Source organism: Parageobacillus galactosidasius (genome assembly GCF_002217735.1).
In the GTDB taxonomy this organism is placed as follows: domain Bacteria; phylum Bacillota; class Bacilli; order Bacillales; family Anoxybacillaceae; genus Parageobacillus_B; species Parageobacillus_B toebii.
In genome coordinates this window covers 1-19,317 of sequence record NZ_NDYL01000002.1, presented here as the reverse complement: position 1 = coordinate 19,317, position 19,317 = coordinate 1, and the positions used below count along the sequence as shown (strand labels likewise).

Here is a 19,317-nt window from a genome sequence, read left to right as displayed (position 1 = left end):
TCTCCCACCTACACTCCGTTTGAGGTGGGAGTTTTTACTAAATTCATCAAAGAAGCTTTGACGAAGAAGAAGGACTCCTTCCCCTACTTGGATGAACCCATCGGAAGCCTTTTCGACGGAATAGTAAGCAACATCAGTTTTTCAAGTTTCCCATTATGAATACCGATGGACAATTCAATTTTTCCATTTTCATGGATGTTGAAGCCGTCTTTTACGTATTTAGTGAAGTCAATTGCAGAAGATTGAAAATTTTCTTTTTCCATATTTTCAATCGTCATTCATCATTTTGAACAAAATAGTTTGAGTGTGGGCTGGCATTTCATCATTTGTTTAAAATTTTCTCTTTATGAAACAAGTATCCAACAGGCTGTTTTGCTGAAACGTGCCCTTCTTTTTGAGATGTCAAATATGTATACAACGCTCCCATAAACAGGGCACCGCCGACAATATTGCCTAGTGTAACAGGAATAATGTTATGCACCACTCCTGCTAAGTCGATCGTCGCTGGATGCGGGACTGCTAATGCAATTGAAAAGAGGACGAAATTGGCAATGGAGTGTTCGTATCCAGAAGCAAAAAAGATAAAAACAATAAGAATCATCGAAAATACTTTTGCCATATCCTCTTTCATTTGCATTGGAATAAAAATCGCTAAACAAACAAGCCAGTTACAGAGAATTCCTTTAAAAAAGAGCTGCATCGTTGTTGCATGCATTTTTTTTGCCGCCACAAGAAATAATAAATGGTCTTGTGGAATATGATCAAAAACACCGGATTGCGAAATAAGAAAAGCGAAAAATACAGCACCTAATAAATTACCGCTATAACATGCAAACCAGTTCCGCAACGTATCTTTGATTGTCGTTTCTTTGTGCAAAGTACTGATTGTAAAATACATCGTATTACCAGTAAATAGTTCTGCGCCACCGTACATAATTAATACTAAGGCGATTCCGAAAAAAATACCGCTTACTAAATAAGTAGCAGGAGAATTCGCTTCACGGAAAAATTCACCTACACGAAAACAAAGAACAAGTGCAAATCCGATGTACACCCCTGCCAAAGCAGCCCGCATCACATATTGAACAAGGGAACGATCTAGAATGGTTCGTTTTTTTACAGCCAACTCTTTACATTTTTGAACTGCTTCCATCTCACCGACACTTCTCTTTCATTCTATTTTGTGATTTTTTTCACATTCTTTACGATATATAACATACGCCCTTCCCACCTATTTTTCAACATATCGATGGAAATGTTAAAATAAATGTCAACAATTCCATTTGTAACCGTTTACTAAAAAAAATAATCGTTGCAAATTCAATAATAGTTGTTTTAATATAACTAAGATATTAGTAGTTCTTTTCCAAGCATGATCTTGCTTCTCTAACACGTATTAATAAATTCATTTTTCAAGCATGTACAAAGTTTCGAAAAAGAGGAGTGTCTTCGTGTGGTAGAAAGCCCCATCGAATGGTTCCGATGGGGCTTTTAACTATTTCAATCAATCGATTTTAATTCCGTTAGCAAGGGATTGATTTCGTTCATCCAGATATCCTGCCAAAATATCTGTAGTTTGGATGTATTTTTGTGCATTTTTTATGAAAAACCTTTACAGCGGGACTGAATTTCATCTAAATCCGCTATGAGCTGCTTTATTTCTTCTTGTGACAATTTCACAGGCATTTGATCGTAAAGAATGAGTAGCTGTCCTTCTTCCTCATTTTGATGATTTTTCAGATAGTCTGACAGATGCTGCAGCTGATGTGGTTGGAGGACGGATTCAATAAAAAACTGTTTGAACTTTTGGATGGTAAAAACGTTCATTTCATTGTCATATTCACCGGAAATAATGCGCCCTTCGATCCATGGCATGCCTGTTTTTCCTCCAGTTTTTGTTTTCATTAGTATTCCCTAAAAAATCATTTTTTATCAAATTGCCGCTATTTCCCGCACGAATCCTCTTCCTTGCAAATAGTCTTAAAAGCGGCACTTTCTTGCAATCCATCGCTCTCCCGCCAAATTCCAACCTTCCACATCTTATAAAAGGAATTACACTTCTTCATCTGTCAACCGCATACCGTTTGCCCCCTCGCATTTTGTAGCCAGAAGCGGTCGACCAACATTACATATCAGTGTAAAACCATATATAGAAAAAGCCTTCTACAAATATATAAGATTAATTGTATAACAATGAGTTTGGGACATACTCTTGACAAACAAAAGGACATTATTATATTTTAAAAACATATATTTTATACTTAACTGCACAAAAGCGCAAAAGCATAAAAGCATAGAAGCATAGAAGTGTTTAAGTGAAAAAGTTTCGAAAAGGAATATATTAAAATGAAAAAACAACCTTTGTCTTAACAATCTTTGGTCATTATTTTACCTTTTCTTTCTAACATGTTTATTTCAGTTTTAGAATTCTATCATTGTTTAATATCGCGACAGAAAGGCAGGACAAACATGGAAAAAAATCATCAAGATTTAAAGAAAGGTTTATTGCCCAGACATGTTCAGTTTATTGCTCTAGCAGGCATGATTGGAACGGGTATTTTTAAAGGAAGTTCAGATACGTTAAATATAGCGGGGCCAAGTGTCGTTTTTGCTTACTTATTAGGAGGCCTATTATTATTTATTGTGATGGCGGCATTGGCGGAGATGGCCATTGTCTACCCCAACTTAAACGTTCAACATCTTGTATATAAAGCGTTTGGATTTCATATATCCTTTATCGTAGGATGGCTTTATTGGATCAACTGGACGATTGTCACCATTGTCGAAATTTTAGCGGCAGGAAGCTTCCTAAAATATTGGTTTCCATCCGTACCTTTATGGCTTTTAAGTTTCCTTTGTACCGTCTTGATCGTCGGAATTAACTTGTTTCATGTAAAGTACTATGGGGAGATTGAGTTTTGGTTCGCAGGAATCAAAATTATCGCATTAACCGCTTTTATTATTTTAGGTTTTTGTATTTTAGTAGGAATCATTCCAAGTGCTATTGACAATCCTTTGTCTAACTATACGGAACACGGCGGGTTCTTTCCACATGGAATCGAAGGAATGTTGAGCGCCTTTTTAGTCGTCATCTTTTCATATGGCGGGGCAGAATTGATTGGTGTCACTGTTACAGAAACAAAAGACGCAGAGAAGGTATTGCCAAAAGTAATCAAGGGAACCGTATGGAGAGTCATTCTTTTTTATATTCTTCCTATTCTTATTATATGCGGTTTAATGCCATGGAACAAAGTTTCGGGGGAAGACAGTCCATTTGTTCAAGTATTGAGCATCACAGGGCTGCCTGGAGCAGCACATATCATGAATTTTGTTCTTTTAACAGCCGTTTTATCAGCAGCAAACACGGGGATCTATGCAACTTCGAGAATGTTATATTCCATGGCTCAAAACGGTGAAGCTCCAAAAAGATTATTAAAGATTTCCAAACAAGGAATACCGATAAACGGTATTTCTATCGTCACCATATGTATATTGATTGGGGTATTTTTCGCTTATATGACTCCAGATCAAGTCATCAGCTATCTAATGACGATACCTGGTTTTACGGTTCTTTTAGTATGGATGAGCATTTGCTTGGCACAACTAAAGCTCCGCTCCCATTATAAAGAGAAACCGTTCTTTCAAGTAAAATGGTTCCCATACACAACTATTTTAGCAATCGTATCTTTATTGATCATTTTCATCTCTTTTCTATTTAATAAAGATAATATCATCGGTTCTACCGTTTGCCTTATCATATTAGTACTGCTTGCCACATTTTCTTTTTTGAACAGAAACGGAAGAGAAAAAAACTGTGAATATAAAGGAAAAAAGAGTCTGGTGCAAAATCTCTAAAATTTGGACATTATAGGTCTCGTGGGTTGTATTTCTAAAAAACACAGCCATTCCTAGTTATTATTTATGGCAATATCTTGTTATTAGCATTAAAAAACTCAGATTGAATAGTAAGCCTTAGTAAAATGGGACAAGGAAAAAACACCTCCTGAATCGAAGTATAACTTCATTCGATTGATGGAGGTGTTTGTCTTTATGGAGACAAGAGTTTTTAAATGAACAAAATAGTATTATGATAGATATAACCAGATTATGAAAGGAGCCTATATATGCATTCATTTGTAAAGCAGCCAACAGGTGTATTTCCATCGGTTTGTCCTCTGGATTGCCCTGATCAATGTGGGTTACTGGTACATAAACAAGATGGAAAAATTGTAAAAATACAGGGAGATCCGAATCATCCTGTGACAAAGGGAAATATATGCAATAAAGTACGGAATATGACTGAACGAATCTACGATCCAAAGCGCTTAAAATATCCAATGAAACGTACAGGAGCTAAAGGAGAAGGGAAATTTGAACGGATAAGCTGGGACGAAGCGATTGAGACAATTACTTCCAAATGGAAAGAGCTGATTGAAACAGATGGGCCTGAAAGCATTCTTCCGTATAGCTTTTATGGCAACATGGGAATGCTCAGCGCTGAAGGAATGGACCGGCGGTTTTTTCATCGGTTGGGCGCCTCCCTGCTAGATCGGTCAATTTGTTCGTCAGCTGGCTCGGAAGGCCTTAAATATACAATGGGAGGCGGCTTTGGAATAGACCCTGAAGATACTATTCATTCAAAATTAATCATCTTCTGGGGAATCAATGCTGTAAGCACAAACATGCATCAAGTTGTGCTTGCGCAAAAAGCTAGAAAGAATGGAGCAAAGATTATTGTCATTGATGTACATAAAAATCAAACCGGCCAATTCGCAGATTGGTTCATTCCAATATTGCCGGGTACCGATGCTGCTCTTGCACTGGGCATGATGCATATTTTATTTGCCGAAAACATGGTAGACAACGATTTCTTGAAGAAGTATACAGTCGGACATGAAGAGTTGCGTGAGCATGTTGTCCAGTACGATCCCATCACTGTTTCTGGAATAACAGGTGTTCCCGTTGAAGATATTTATAAACTAGCCAGAATGTATGGCCAAATCACACCTTCCTTTATTCGAATCGGCAATGGTCTTCAGCATCATGACAATGGGGGCATGTGTATTCGTACCATTGCTTGTCTTCCTGCCCTGACAGGACAATGGCTTGTAAAAGGCGGCGGTGCCATCAAATCAAATAGTGGTTATTTGGCCCTTAATACAAGGAGCTTGCAACGCCCGGATTTGTTGCAAAATAAACATACACGAATCATAAACATGAATCTGCTCGGTCAAGCATTATTGGAATTAGACCCACCGATAAAATCATTATTTGTGTACGGGACAAACCCTGCGGTTGTTGCACCGAATAGCAATAAAGTAAGAAAAGGTCTGGCAAGGGAAGATCTCTTTGTCGTTGTGCATGACTTATTTTTGACAGAAACAGCAAAATACGCAGATATTGTACTTCCTGCAACATCTTCATTCGAAAATACGGATCTTTATACATCATACTGGCACCATTATGTTCAAATTCAGCAGCCAGTTATTGAACGATATGGAGAGTCCAAATCGAATGTCGAAGTGTTCCAATTGCTTGCGAAAAAAATGGGATTCAAGGATCCATGTTTATATGAGACAGAAGCTGAAATGATTTCGCAAGCCCTAGATAACCCAAACAATCCTTACCTTGAAGGAATCGATTATGAAACATTGATTAAAAAGCAGTATGTAAAAGCAAATGTAAAACCATTGTTGCCAGGAAAATTGCCAACACCTAGCGGAAAAATTGAGCTTTATTCAAGGAAGATGGAACAAGATGGCTACCCTCCTTTGCCAACCTATACGCCACTTGTTAACGATGGAGACTTTCCATTTTTGTTTGTGCCTGGTCCTAACCATAATTTTTTAAACACAACCTTTTCTAATAATGAAAAACACATTTCTTTTGAAAAAGAACCACGTTTGCATATGAATATCAAAGATGCTTTATCGAAGGGGATCAAGGATGGGGATCAAGTCCGAGTGTGGAACAATCGAGGAGAATGTATATTGAAAGTTTCTGTTGGAGAAAACGTGCTTCCAGGTGTCGTTGTCACTCAAGGACTCTGGGCCGATTCCCCAGGTACGAAACATCTGGTAAATTCTCTTACTCCTGACCGAGTTGCCGATATGGGCAATGGAGCGACTTTCTTTTCAGGGAGGGTGAATGTGGAGAAAGTTTTGGATTGAAGAAAAAAGAAAAATTTGAACATATCCCTGTCAAGTAGACAGTATAATAACCATCCTTCTTCAGTGGCTTAGTTGAACCCCCTTGGGTGCCAAGGGGGTCTGTTTATGGAAACTTCCTTTAAGATGAATGATGTGAATATAATATTCGTGATTTTCGTTTATCTTTGTAGCCCAGGATATTGCCAAATTCCGGAATTCCGAAACAAGTCACGGTAGATCACAATCATTTCATCTTTCATTACTTTGTGTGCTTCCTCGATTGTTGGGTAGTCCAAATAAACAACATTGGTGAATTTTCTGTTGGTATGTTTGCCATTCATTTTATCATAGGCTCCGTTAATCAATACTGTTGATTAATTTAAAGCGGAAAATTATTGAAGGTATTGCACGCTGTATGTACGAAGCACCAAGCGTTCGATGCGAAGCGAATGATGCAGGACATCTTTGGCCTCGAAACGGCTGCTTGATGCCTATAGTCTCGATTCTCTAGACAACAAGGATGACACGGAGAAGCTGGCGCGATATCATCCATTCGACCTTGAGTCCCTAAAGGAGCTTAGCCGGCCTCTGCCTGATGACTAGACCGAACGAAGGAATGTAGGCACAAGGATGCCAAGAGACATGGGAGGGTTCGTCATCATCAGCGATGCAGAGATCCACGGTGCATCCCATACGCTTCCCCCACTACAACCAAATTTAACCAGTAGTGGCCGCGAAGCGTACCCCATCAATGTAAGATATACACATATTTAAGAAATAATGTTAGAAACTTTGTCGAAAAATATTTTTTTGACACCCCTGAGACGGCTACAACCGTTGATATATCAACATTTATAGAGGGAGGTAGCTTTTTATATGAAACGGATTCTAATTTCACTTGTTATATGTTTATTATTCTGGAATTTATCATTGTCCTACCAAGTTGTAGCAAAGACTAATATTACTGGCGAGGAAAAACATACTGATTTTTATGATGCTTTGTTAGTTTTATTGGACCCATATGCGAGGAAAGCAATAAACAACGAGTACCCATCTCGCAGTTATGGGTTATGGAATGCAGAAATATTAGAAGTGAATCGGAAAACTGAAGGATATTCTCAATATGACTTTACAATAAAGGTTAAATATGATACTTATACAGGTCCTCATAATCCACCAGAAGGTCCAGTCATTCTAACTTTTGATGTAAAGTTAGATAGGGTTACTGTAACTAAGGTTGAAGGATGATTTTTGAAATCGTTTTGTTTAAGCTAACGGGGTGCTTTAGTTGAATAAGAAAGGACATTACATATTAGTCATATACAATATGTAATGTCCTTTTATTTACTTATATTTCTTTAATTTAGGTCTTGATAAAAAAAGCCAGGGCCTATTTTTGCTTGAAACCATTCTGTTTGCCAAGATTTTTATATTACAAATAACAAATCTGGTTCGCTTAAATATTTTTTCAGTTCGTTTAAAGCTTTTTGCGCTAAAACGCCATCGATTAACCGATGGTCGTAGCTGAGTGATAAAGCCATCATCGAGGCGATTTCAATGGAATCATTGATGACGACAGGTTTTTTCTCCACTCTGCCGATGCCTAAAATACATGATTCTGGATGATTAATAATCGGCGTGAACCAGGAACCATCCGCTGATCCGATGTTCGATATCGTACATGTGGATCCTGTCATTTCATCCGCTTTGATGGAACCGTCTCTTGCTTTTTTCGCTAGCTCTTGAATTTCTTTGGCGATTTGGAACAATGGCTTTTGATCTGCGTGTTTAATCACCGGAACGACAAGGCCGCGGTCGGTGTCGGCGGCAAAGCCGATATGATATTCATCTTTTAAGATAATTTCTTCTCGTTCATCGTCCAATGAAGCATTTAACATCGGGTATTTTTTTAATACAGCTGTTAACGCTTTGACCACGTATGCTAAATAGGTAAGTTTAATTCCCTCTTCATCTGCAAATGGTTTTACTCTTTGGCGATGAGCCACAAGTTTGGTTACATTGGCCTCATCAAAATGAGTCACATGCGGAATCACCGATTTTGAATGAACCATGGCGTTTGCAATCACTTTTCGAATGCCAGTAAGCGGGATTCTTCGTTGACTTTGCGTGATCGTCTCTTTTTGCGTTGTTTCCTTGCCAGCTGCCGCTTCTTTCTCCGCTTCTGTTTGTTTTAATTTTCGTTTGGCAATGACAGCCTCGACATCGCTTTTTAGTATTCTTCCATTTGGTCCAGTTGGTGTCACTTCATCAAGGTTCACATTGTGTTCTCTCGCAAATTTGCGTACAGATGGTGCCGCTTTTACAAACCGGTTTGGTTGTTTTTCATCTTCGCTTTGCTTTGCCGCGTTTCGGATGTCTTCTTCCGTGACTTTGCCGTTAGGTCCTGTTGGAGTGACAAGGCGCCAATCGACCCCAAGTTCTTTGGCTAATTTTTTTACACGCGGAGTAGCTTTTCTCTCCACCGGAACCTCTTGCGCCACTTTTGGTTGTTCCTCTGTGGAAGATGCTGTTTCAATGACGGCCAATACTTCCCCAACGGCCGCAGTCTCGCCTCTTTTTTTCCGGATTTCTTTTACAACGCCTGACTCCGGAGCTTCAATTTCCGAAACAGCTTTTTCTGTCTGAACTTCAACGAGCGTATCGTTTTTTTCTACGGAATCACCTTCTAAAACGTGCCAGAAGGTGATCAAACTTTCATCATGAGTATCGGATAGTCGAGGTAATTTTACTTCGATTAACATGGCTACCTCCTGTATTGGAAAATCGATTTTATTCATTTACTAGTTTCATTGCTTCGTTAAAAATTTTGTCTGCATTTGGCAAGACAAATTGTTCAAGCGGACGACTGTATGGAATTGGCACGTCTGGAACGGCCAATCTTCTGACCGGTGCATCCAAATCATATAAACCTTCTTCGGCAGCGATTGCGGCAATTTCTGCCGTCATGCCGTATGATAAGTAATCTTCATCAACTACCAGCAAACGATGCGTCTTTTTAATCGACTGAAGGATCGTTTCACGGTCTAAAGGAACGAGAGAGCGCAAATCAATGACTTCCGCCTGAATGCCATGTTGTTCTAGCTTTTTCGCAGCTTCTAAAGCGTGATGGGTTGTCATTTGGATGCCTACAATCGTAATGTCTGTCCCTTCTCTTACTACTTTTGCCTTGCCGATTGGCACGGTGTACGCTTCTTCCGGAACATGGCCGACGGATGCATCCAATTGATCCATCCATCCTAGTCCTTGCAATGTCTTATGGAACATAAAGACAACTGGATTATCATCCCGGATGGCGGAAATCATCATTCCTTTTAAATCATACGGAGTGGATGGCGCTACCACTTTCATTCCCGGAAGGTGCGCAAAAGTGGCATATAATGTTTGCGAATGCTGGGCAGCGTCGCTGTATCCTCCACCAACGGCTGTCATCAACACCATTGGCAGCTTAACCCGGCCTCCTGACATGTACGGGATTTTTGCCATATGGTTATAAATTTGGTCCATACAGACGCCGAAGAAATCAACAAACATTAATTCAACAATCGGCCGCATTCCTTCTGCAGCGGCTCCAATGGCAGCACCGATAAATGCCGTTTCAGAAATCGGTGTATCGATCACCCTTTCAGGACCGAACTGTTGAAACAATCCTTCTGTTGCCCCGAATATGCCTCCATATACACCGACATCCTCTCCCATAACAAATACGTTTGGATCTCTTTCCATTTCTAATCTAATCGCTTCTGCAATCGCTTTATTTCCTGTTAATAAGCGTTGCTTTGTTTTTTGCATTTTGATGACCCCTTTCTATAGTGATTTAGACAAACAGATCTTTTAAAGCATCTTCCGGTTCAGGATAATCGCTTTCGCGCGCGAATTGATAAGCAGCTTCGACTTCTTGCTTCGCCTTATTTTCCAATTCGATCAGCTGTTGTTCTTCTATTCCGTATTCTTTGATTAAAATTTGGCGCATGCGAACAATTGGGTCTTTTTCTCTTAGTAAAGTAACTTCATTTTTATCTCTGTAAACTTCCGGATCTCCTTGGAAATGCCCTAAATAACGGTAAGTTTCAATTTCAATAATCGACGGCCCTTCTCCCTTTCTCGCTCGTTCCACTGCTTCTTTTGAAACATGGTACATTTCGAACGGATCATTATCTTTCACATAATATCCTTTAATTCCATAAGCGACAGCTCTTATATCATTGGATGGAACCGATGTAGATGCGGATTTAGGGACCGAAATTCCGTATTGATTGTTTTCAATCACGACAATAAGAGGCAAATTCCATAGTGCCGCCATATTTAAAGATTCATGGAAAGCCCCTTGATTGGCCGCTCCTTCCCCAATAAAAGCAACCGCTACCCAATCCGTTCCTTTTTTCTTTGCGGCAAGCGCTGCCCCAAGTGCATGCGGAATGCCCGCTCCGACAATTCCCCCGCAGGAAAATTTGACATCCGGATCAAATAAGTGCATATGGCCGCCTTTGCCTTTTCCGAGTCCGGTCACTTTGCCAAAGATTTCAGCGGTCATTCTATTTAAATCTACTCCTTTGGCGATCGCGTGATGGTGCGGACGGTGCGGAGACGTTACCGTATCTTCTTTCTTTAGATGAACACATATACCGACAGCAGCCGGTTCTTGTCCCGTTGCCAGATGCATTTCGCCCGGTACAGGCCCTGCACCGATATTAAAGACAGGGTTCTTTCCTTCGGCATAAGCTTCTGCCATTTTATCCTCGTAATAACGAATTTTGTACATTGTTTCGTACATCCAAGTAAGATGATCCAAAGAAATCGTCGTCAACTTGCTCTCCTCCTTCATTAAAAATAAAACGTTTTCATCTATATTAAGATGCAAAAAACGTGCCAACATAGGCGGATGAGAGGAAGAAAATCTATAAAATTGATCAGTTTCATCGTTCTATCAAAAAAATCTAGAAGTTTTCTATGAGATGTAGATTCTGCTAATAGTTTTTTAGTAAAAAAATAAAGTGTCCCATTTTGGAACACTTTGTTGCGACATACTGATACAATTTGATACAAAATGAAACAATTATTTACTTAATAGGAAATATTAAATTTTTTCATTTGCCGATAAAAAGTGCTTCTGGAAATCCCTAAATGTTTGGCTGCTTTCGTGATATTCCCGTTACATAAACGTAATGCCTGGATAATAGATTGTTTTTTGATCTCATCTCTATGTAACGACATCTCCTCCCTTTTTTGCCCTGGAAACATTTGAAACACTTCTTCCGGTAAATCTTTTGCAGATAAAATTGGTTTTGTATTTCGGTTTAACGTTCTTTCTAGTATATTTTGCAATTCCCGAATATTCCCTGGCCAGTCGTACTGAATGAGAGCTTCTAAAAAGTCTGGTCTGATTTCTGGAAACGGCTTGTTTAATTTTTTGCAAAGTTTACCGACAAAGTGATGGACAAGAAGCGGTATATCTTCTTTTCTTTCCCGCAAAGGAGGCAGAGTGATCGGCATGACATTGAGACGAAAGAACAAATCTTCCCTGAAACTTCCCTTTTGGACTTCCTCGCGGAGATTTTTATTCGTGGCTGCAATAATTCGGACATCCACTGGTATCACTTTATGGCCGCCGATCCGCATCACTTCTTTTTCCTGGATGACCCGTAAAAGAAGGACCTGCATTTCCAAAGACATTTCGCCAATTTCATCTAAAAAGAGCGTGCCGCCGTCAGCAAGTTCAAATTTTCCAGCGCTTCCTCCTTTTTTGGCTCCCGTAAAAGCCCCTTCCACATAACCAAACAGTTCACTGCCGAGAAGATCGCGAGGAATTCCGCCGCAATTGATGGCAATAAACGGTTTGTTTTTTCTCTTGCTCGCGTTATGGATGGCTTGTGCGAACATTTCTTTTCCCGTTCCGCTTTCCCCTAATATTAAAACGTTGGAATCGGTTGCTGCGGCAAGTTTGGCTTCATTTAGTTTTTGAATGAAATGCGGATGCTGTCCGATAATATCATCAAACGTTATTTTTGCCTGATTTCCGGATAAACAATTGACAAATTGGCGCACTTTTTCGATTTCTTTCAGCATGATCATCGAACCAATCCAACGTTTGTCTTTATAAATGGGGATTTTATCGATCATTACATGATGGATATTTCCTGATGGCTTCACTTTTAAATGGAGTTCCTTGTTTTGCAGATAGACAGGCTTATTCGAAACAATAGATTTATTTGTAAAAATTTCGTTGACCCTTTTCCCTTCTAGATGCGATTGATCGAGGCAAAGAAGTTTCTTCAGCTGATCATTGGCTTTTATAATTTTTCCTTCTGTATCAATAATTAAGATACCCTCTTTCATATTATTGGTTGTCGCTTCAAGAAACCTTTGCATCATGATATTTTTTTCCGTATTTTCATTTAATTTCAATTGATACTCAATGGCTTTGACTGCTGAAACCACCATGCCCAACGTATGAGGATGCACCTTTTCATATGGGCCGGAGACATTTAATACTCCGATAATGTTGCCTTTGGAATCATGAATCGGGGCTGCGGAACAAGTCCATGATTGACATATTTGCGAATAATGTTCCTCAGCAAATATTTGTACAGGCTGATCGATAACAATAGATGTTCCAATTGCATTGGTGCCCATGGTTTGTTCGCTCCAATCCGCTCCCTCGACAAAGCCGATTTTAGCAGCCATTTCTAGTGTATCGGGATCACCAATTGATTTTAATAGCTGTCCTTCTTCGTTGCAAAGGATGACTAAAAATCCAGATCCCTTTACGATGGAATAGAGTCCTTCCATTAATGGCATGGACCAATCAATAAGATTTCTATACCGTTCTATTTCGATTTTTTTTATATGGCCATATGGCTGAAAAGGATCTACCTTCCATTTTTTTGATCGAATCCATGAGTCTTTGACAATGGGGGAAAGCTTTTCATCTAGTTCATTTTCAAAAATAAAGCGCTTCCACATTTCTTTGACATCCTCCCGCCGACTATTCACGCCAAAACACCTCCGCCGCATATCAAGGGGTTGGTGGTTTATCCGTGAACTAGTTTGCTATTTTTCAGCATCAGAATGAAGTAACTATTAGACTTAGGATGTTTTCGGTGTTTGAATCGTTCAGACTGGCTCATTCCGGCTGTTTTTCTATATTGTAGCATTGAAAATTGGTATAATGCCAAAAAAAAAAAAAAAAACGGATTGAGTTGGACAATCAGTTTTGATAGATTTAAATTCATTTTCTATGCTTTCTTCTTTTGTTTGGCAGACAATACTCCCCCATAACATCTAGACGACCATCATCATATGATATACGGAAAATGAATGAAGGGGAAAAACGATGGAGATACCTGTTAGCGGATATTTAGTTCATTCCGATGATTCGGACACACATCACTCCCATAACCTGTATATTACTACTTGGGATGGCAGGCCTGTGCATGTCCACCAATTCTCCGGGGTTACTTCTTACGACGCGGGCCATAGACATCAATATGTTGGCGTGACAGAACCCGCGCCAATCGGTGTTCCACATACACACCGTTATTTTACATTTACATCCTTCGATGATGGGCATAGGCATGAGATAAGAGGCGTTACCGGACCGGCTATTCCACTTCCAGGCGGGGGACATTATCACGAATTCTCCGGCGTTACAGCAATCAGCGGATAAATTCCTCACTCGCATCGATACAGAGGAAGAACAAGCGGTGCATAAAACTAATGTTACCTGCACCGCGTATCAGTAGTTGACCGAAAATAATGGATATATGGCATCGCCAGTGAGCACCTGTATCTCTGATTCTACAATTCTTCTATAATCAAAGTGTTGCAAAGCAAAAACTCAAAATTTACGCATAATGGTGCGTGTAGTAATAGCGGTGAAATCCATATCTACGAGGCTACTCTAACCCATGCTCTTTCACTGGCTGAATGCATGTTCAATCGAATAGCGAAAACTAAACAGCCGCGCTCCTCCTTTTCAACAATGTCAGGGCAGATGACTGCAGTACCAGAAACAAGAATTCTGGCAGCTTACTGTAGTATAATGTTGTTGGAAATCAGCATGGAAGGAGACGAAATGAACTTTGAATGCAATGAATGAACTATTTTCCATAGAAGAAATCGAGCAGTTCGTAAGCAACCATCATTTAGCATTTTTATACATCTCGAAAACAAATTGCGGTGTTTGTCATGCGTTGCTGCCAAAAGTGAAAAAAGTCATGGCGGAATTTCCAAAAATTCATATGGCCTTTGTCAACGCCGATGATGTCCCAAACATAGCAGGACACCTTTCCATATTTACCGCACCTGTTTTGATTTTATATGTCGATGGAAAAGAAGTTTTACGAGAGGCAAGATTTGTTCATGTTGAACAGTTTAAAGAGAAAGTGAAAAAGATTTATTTTTTAGCGGAGCAATCATGACTTGTTTACGTGGTGAAGCCACCATTTTAGCTGTGGTTCGATCATCTTACAAGCGGAAACGCTAACGAATGTATGCATGCGTTGAGTCTTCGATATATGATAAGCCGATCGAATCATCGATCGGCTTGAAGTCATAAAAGGTATTCTCGTTCTACGAAGAGAATGGGGCTGCTTAAGCAGTTGGACTGCATAATCAAACGAAAACAAATAGTAACGCTTGATCTTTACTAACTAGCTCCTCAAGCAAAATCTTCCAATAATTAGAATGAGGTCTGGAATAAACGGAAACGCTTGGCCATTTCATTCATCGTTAAAGCTTTATGTTCTGCCAACTGTAATGATATCTTGGCGGTGCTTGAAATAACGGAATACACGCTCGAAACATTTCGTTGCTTTTCTTTTTTGATGTTTAATTTGAAACTCTAATAAAGGAAGTTTTCAATTAAGAAAAACACCTGAAATGACTTCACCATTTCACATAATCCTCCCGGACCAAAGACTACGGCTTGGTATTAAAAATTGGAACAATTTCAACAACAAAACTTCAAATTTCAAATTATATAAAACATATTACTTATTGTTTGTTATTTCGTTGCTTCTAACAATAGATCAACAATATGAACAGCTTTTACATCTTTTAGTCCTTCTCTTTCAATTCCAAGCTTCATTTGCATTAAACACCCTGGATTTGCTGTTACTACTGTCGTTGCTTTTGTTTCCTTCATTTTTTCCATTTTATGATCTAAAATTTTCATGGATGTTTTCGGTTCGACAATGTTATATATACCTGCAGATCCGCAACAACTATCAGCATTTTCCATTTCTATGAATGTTACTCCTTTAATTGAACGAAGTAATTCTCTGGGAGCTTTCGAAGTTTTCATGACGTTTCTTAAATGACAAGAATCTTGATATGTTACGATTTGATCAGGGAGAGAAAGACGATATTTTTTGTGAAAATTAAGCTCAAATAAAATTGCAGTAATGTCTTTTATTTTTGCAACAAATTTTTTAGCACGCTCTGACCATTGTGGATCATCTTTTAATAAATGGTCATATTCAATCAAGAAAGCACCGCATCCACCTGCGTTTGTAATAATAAATTCGACATTGCTTTTTTCAAATGCTTCAATATTTTGTTTCGCTAGTTCTTTCGCTAGTTCTTTTTCTCCACTATGACCATGTAAAGCACCGCAACATGCTTGTGTTTTGGGAATAACTATTTCACACCCAGCTTTTTGTAATAATTGAATCGTGGCGTTATTAGTTTCGAGAAACAACGTATCCATTAAACATCCGGAAAAGAAAGCAACAGTTGCTTTTTTCGTCACTTTCGGCGGTATATATTCAGATCGCTGTTTCAATGTTTTTCTCTTAGGAACATCAGGCAATATTTTTTCCATCTCCCTGAGATGATCATGAAATAGTTTCATGAATCCTATTTTACGTGCCACTTTTTGAAGTCCAGATCTTTGATAAAATCCAACTAAGCTAGTTATGTTTATTAAATTACTTTTCTTAAGAAATAGTTGTTTAAAAACCGCATTTCGAACTGCTCGCACAGGTAAAGAATGTTTTTTATTTTGGTTTATTATGTCTCTTGCTTCTTCTAATAAATGTCCATAATTCACACCTGATGGACATACTATCTCACACGCACGACATCCTAAACATAAGTTTAAAGACTTCTCAAATTCATCATCTGGTTGAATGACCCCATCATATACTGCCTTCATTAAAGAAATTCTTCCTCTTGGTGATTGGCTTTCTTTATACCCAGATACAATGTATGTTGGACAAGATGGTAAACAAAAACCGCATTTCATACAATTTAATAGCTCATCTTCGTCCATACGTTCCTTGAATGCTTTTTGAATATTTTGTTTTTCTGATTCCGTCATCATTTTGATATCACCACACGTTTTCGTGTATCTTTTGCGAATAATTTCCCAGGATTCATAATATTGTTGGGATCTAATGCATCTTTTATCGATTTCATCACACTGATTCCAGATTTTCCTAATTTCCATTCTAAATAAGGCGCTTTCATGGCTCCTACTCCATGTTCTCCAGTAATTGTTCCTCCAAGTTCAATGGCCTTTTCAAATATTTCAGCAAAAGCTTTTTCCACTCGTTCCATCTCATCTTTATTACGAATATCTGTCGTACATGTAGGATGAAGGTTTCCGTCTCCCGCATGACCAAACGTGCATATTTTTACATTATATTTTTTGGCTATTTCATTAATGGCTTTGACCATTTTTGCAATTTCTGATCTTGGAACAGTAGCATCTTCTAAAATGGTTGTTGGTGCCAGTCTGGCTAAAGCGGACAAAGCGGTACGTCTCGCTGTTCGTAAAGCTTCGGCTTCTTCTTCAGACTGGGCAATTTGTACAGATACAGCATTTTCACTTCTGCATATTTCTTCTATGATCTTCATATCTTTATTCACATTTTCAGGGGTTCCATCTTGTTCAATAAGTAATACAGCTTGCACATCTGTTGGGAGACCGATTTGTGAATATTCCTCCACTACTTTTAACGTAGGCTGATCTAAAAACTCTAAGGTTGCCGGGATTACTTTATTCGCAATAATTTTCGATACGGAACGCGCAGCAGCTTCTAAATTTTGAAATAAAGCGAGCATTGTCTTTTTTGACTCAGGTAGTGGGATAAGCTTCAATGTTGCTTCTGTAATCACTCCTAAAGTGCCTTCAGAACCTACAAATAATCGCGTTAAATCATACCCTGCTACATCTTTAGCTAGTTTTCCTCCTGTTCGAACAATTTCTCCATTAGGAAGAACTACCTCTAAAGCCAATACATAATCACGAGTTACTCCATATTTAAGTCCTCTTAACCCACCAGAATTTTCGCTTATATTACCTCCAATTGTTGATATTTTCATTGAGCTTGGGTCTGGAGGGTAAAACAAGCCTTTTTGTTCCACCGCTTTGATTAAATCAAGTGTGATGACTCCTGGTTGACAAGTGACGGTTAAGTTTTCCTCATCGATCTCTAAAATTTTGTTCATATGTTTAAATAGAAGAACAATTCCCCCTTCAACAGGACAAGTACCAGCGCTTAAGTTAGTACCCGAGCCTCGCGGAACAATTGGTATTTTATATTCATTACACAATTGAAGTATTTTAGATACTTCTTCTGTATTTCTAGGTGAAATTACCGCGTCCGGAATCGATTGAAAATTAGGAGTAGCATCATATGAATATACTAACCTTTCTACTTCAGAATCTTCAAAATTTTCTCCCCCCACAATATTTATTAATCGATTCTTCACATCAGGAGTAATCATTAAAACCCCTCACTTTTATCATTTTCGTTTTATTATAAAGAATGAAGGTCATATTATCTATGTATGATGATATAATTAAAATACAAAAAATACCTTTTTTATTGTTTTTTAGACCAAAAAGGTGGTGATACGAAATGCATTTGTCCCCAAAGCTAGCTTCTAAAATTATTTCAGAGGTTCAGGAAGTAGTCAAAGAGGATATCATATTAGTTGATATTAATGGGACCATTATATCCTCTACTGACGAAAGTAGAATTGGTTCTTTTCATGAAGGAGCTATGATTGTTATTAAGTCCAAACAAAAGCTTTACATTGATCAAGTCAAAGCACGAGTGCTTAAAGGTGTCAAAGCAGGAATCAATATGCCCATTATGTTTAACAAGAAAGTAATAGGGGTTATAGGAATAACTGGCGAACCGAAACAAGTGGAGCCTTATGCAGACTTAATTAGAAGAATGACAGAACTCATTATACAAGAAGCGTATTATACCGAAAGAAACGAATGGGAAATAAGAGGAATAGAATCGTATCTTTATGAATGGATCAACGCTTCATCTGTAGATAAAGATTTTTTAGAGCGCGGGTTTATGTTAGGAATTCCTGTGTATGACGCTCATATTTGTACACTCATGGAATTAGAGATACAAACATTAAATGATTACGACATTCATCGAATTCAAAAAGAAATCATAGAGTTGTTTTATGCTATTTTCGGGAAAGAAAAACATTTTATTGTCCGATGGGGGCAAGAGCGCTTTTTAACATTAAAAAAGATGGATGCTTCTTATAAACAAAATTATTTTTACAGTCAGTTAAATGATTTTAAAAAAAGATTCGAAAGCAGATACAAAAGCGCTTTAGCTATTGGTGTAGGAAAAACAGTTTGCAAACACATGATCAATAAATCTTTTAAAGAAGCACAAAAAGCATTAAAGGTAGCTCGAAAAAATAAAGGCATTGTATTTTATGAGGATCTCATATTAGAAATCATCTTGGAAGATATTCCAACAGAGATACAAAAGGATTTTTTTAAACGAACGATTCATACGATTGAAAAAGACCAAATTCTAGTCGAAACTTTACAACACTATATTAACAATAATCAATCGATCAAAAGAACTGCAGAGGAAATGAATATCCATATTAATACACTGCACTACCGTTTAAATAAAATCAAAGAGCTAACAGGAATTAACCCTAAAACAACAGAAGGAATTGTAATATTTTATATATCATTAATGTTATTGAATTCTTTGAATAATTAAGTCCGCATAATTGTGTAATATCAAGTGTAAATTAGCACATTATTTCAGAATCCCTTTTTCAAATTATTTCAGGCGGATTCGGAAATAATGTGCAAAATTTTTGCGGATTGTTCCGGATTTTGCACATTCTTTCGGAACGTTTGCACGCTCTT

At 38.3% G+C, this 19,317-nt stretch carries 15 protein-coding genes; 6 read left to right on the top strand and 9 right to left on the bottom strand.

Features of this window, described 5'->3' with window-relative positions:
• Positions 1-83: 83 nt before the first annotated feature.
• The 3 genes from B9L23_RS09420 to B9L23_RS20420 form a co-directional block, all read right to left on the bottom strand.
• Positions 84-263, bottom strand: coding sequence for a hypothetical protein (locus B9L23_RS09420; RefSeq protein WP_141103862.1), 180 nt, complete (start codon positions 261-263; stop codon positions 84-86).
• Positions 264-322: 59 nt separating this feature from the next.
• Entirely contained in the window at positions 323-1,153 is an 831-nt protein-coding gene (locus B9L23_RS09415) for a formate/nitrite transporter family protein (RefSeq protein WP_081189836.1), read from the bottom strand.
• Between the two features lie 446 nt (positions 1,154-1,599).
• On the bottom strand, positions 1,600-1,905 hold the full coding sequence (locus tag B9L23_RS20420; RefSeq protein WP_318282003.1) for a hypothetical protein: 306 nt from the start codon (positions 1,903-1,905) through the stop codon (positions 1,600-1,602).
• Between the two features lie 564 nt (positions 1,906-2,469).
• On the opposite strand from B9L23_RS20420, the gene B9L23_RS09405 reads away from it, so the two are divergent.
• The 3 genes from B9L23_RS09405 (at position 2,470) to B9L23_RS09390 (ending at position 7,397) form a co-directional block, all read left to right on the top strand.
• Positions 2,470-3,855, top strand: a complete 1,386-nt coding sequence (locus B9L23_RS09405) for an amino acid permease (RefSeq protein ID WP_089097510.1) — start codon at positions 2,470-2,472, stop codon at positions 3,853-3,855.
• Positions 3,856-4,124: 269 nt separating this feature from the next.
• Positions 4,125-6,170: a molybdopterin oxidoreductase family protein gene (locus B9L23_RS09400; RefSeq protein WP_089097509.1), complete on the top strand. Its 2,046-nt coding sequence runs from the start codon at positions 4,125-4,127 to the stop codon at positions 6,168-6,170.
• A gap of 855 nt (positions 6,171-7,025) precedes the next feature.
• On the top strand, positions 7,026-7,397 hold the full coding sequence (locus tag B9L23_RS09390; protein ID WP_089097507.1) for a DUF3888 domain-containing protein: 372 nt from the start codon (positions 7,026-7,028) through the stop codon (positions 7,395-7,397).
• Between the two features lie 179 nt (positions 7,398-7,576).
• Here B9L23_RS09390 and B9L23_RS09385 read toward each other — a convergent pair whose 3' ends face one another.
• The 4 genes from B9L23_RS09385 to B9L23_RS09370 form a co-directional block, all read right to left on the bottom strand.
• A complete protein-coding gene (locus B9L23_RS09385) occupies positions 7,577-8,911 on the bottom strand; it encodes a dihydrolipoamide acetyltransferase family protein (protein ID WP_089097506.1) in 1,335 nt (444 codons plus the stop codon).
• A gap of 28 nt (positions 8,912-8,939) precedes the next feature.
• Complete coding sequence (locus B9L23_RS09380) at positions 8,940-9,959, bottom strand: alpha-ketoacid dehydrogenase subunit beta (protein ID WP_081189682.1); 1,020 nt, start codon at positions 9,957-9,959, stop codon at positions 8,940-8,942.
• A 25-nt stretch (positions 9,960-9,984) separates the two neighbouring features.
• Positions 9,985-10,992: a thiamine pyrophosphate-dependent dehydrogenase E1 component subunit alpha gene (locus B9L23_RS09375; RefSeq protein ID WP_081189685.1), complete on the bottom strand. Its 1,008-nt coding sequence runs from the start codon at positions 10,990-10,992 to the stop codon at positions 9,985-9,987.
• A 239-nt stretch (positions 10,993-11,231) separates the two neighbouring features.
• Entirely contained in the window at positions 11,232-13,181 is a 1,950-nt protein-coding gene (locus B9L23_RS09370) for a sigma-54-dependent Fis family transcriptional regulator (RefSeq protein WP_425439781.1), read from the bottom strand.
• Between the two features lie 319 nt (positions 13,182-13,500).
• Between B9L23_RS09370 and B9L23_RS09365 the strand changes: the two genes are divergently transcribed.
• Together B9L23_RS09365 and B9L23_RS09360 are read left to right on the top strand one after the other, a co-directional pair.
• Complete coding sequence (locus B9L23_RS09365; RefSeq protein ID WP_089097504.1) at positions 13,501-13,833, top strand: YmaF family protein; 333 nt, start codon at positions 13,501-13,503, stop codon at positions 13,831-13,833.
• 424 nt (positions 13,834-14,257) lie between these two features.
• Positions 14,258-14,587: a thioredoxin family protein gene (locus B9L23_RS09360; RefSeq protein WP_081189684.1), complete on the top strand. Its 330-nt coding sequence runs from the start codon at positions 14,258-14,260 to the stop codon at positions 14,585-14,587.
• 584 nt (positions 14,588-15,171) lie between these two features.
• Here B9L23_RS09360 and B9L23_RS09355 read toward each other — a convergent pair.
• Positions 15,172-16,488 carry a (Fe-S)-binding protein gene (locus B9L23_RS09355; RefSeq protein WP_089098297.1) on the bottom strand — a complete coding sequence of 439 codons (1,317 nt, stop codon included), beginning with the start codon at positions 16,486-16,488 and terminating at the stop codon, positions 15,172-15,174.
• On the bottom strand, positions 16,488-17,900 hold the full coding sequence (glcD, locus tag B9L23_RS09350; protein ID WP_089097502.1) for a glycolate oxidase subunit GlcD: 1,413 nt from the start codon (positions 17,898-17,900) through the stop codon (positions 16,488-16,490). The genes B9L23_RS09355 and glcD overlap by 1 nt, the downstream gene beginning before the upstream one ends.
• Before the next feature lie 134 nt (positions 17,901-18,034).
• Here glcD and B9L23_RS09345 point away from each other — a divergent pair, with 134 nt between their 5' ends.
• The gene (locus B9L23_RS09345; RefSeq protein ID WP_089097501.1) at positions 18,035-19,165 is read left to right on the top strand and encodes a CdaR family transcriptional regulator; all 1,131 of its coding nucleotides are present in this window, start codon (positions 18,035-18,037) and stop codon (positions 19,163-19,165) included.
• Positions 19,166-19,317: the final 152 nt, after the last annotated feature.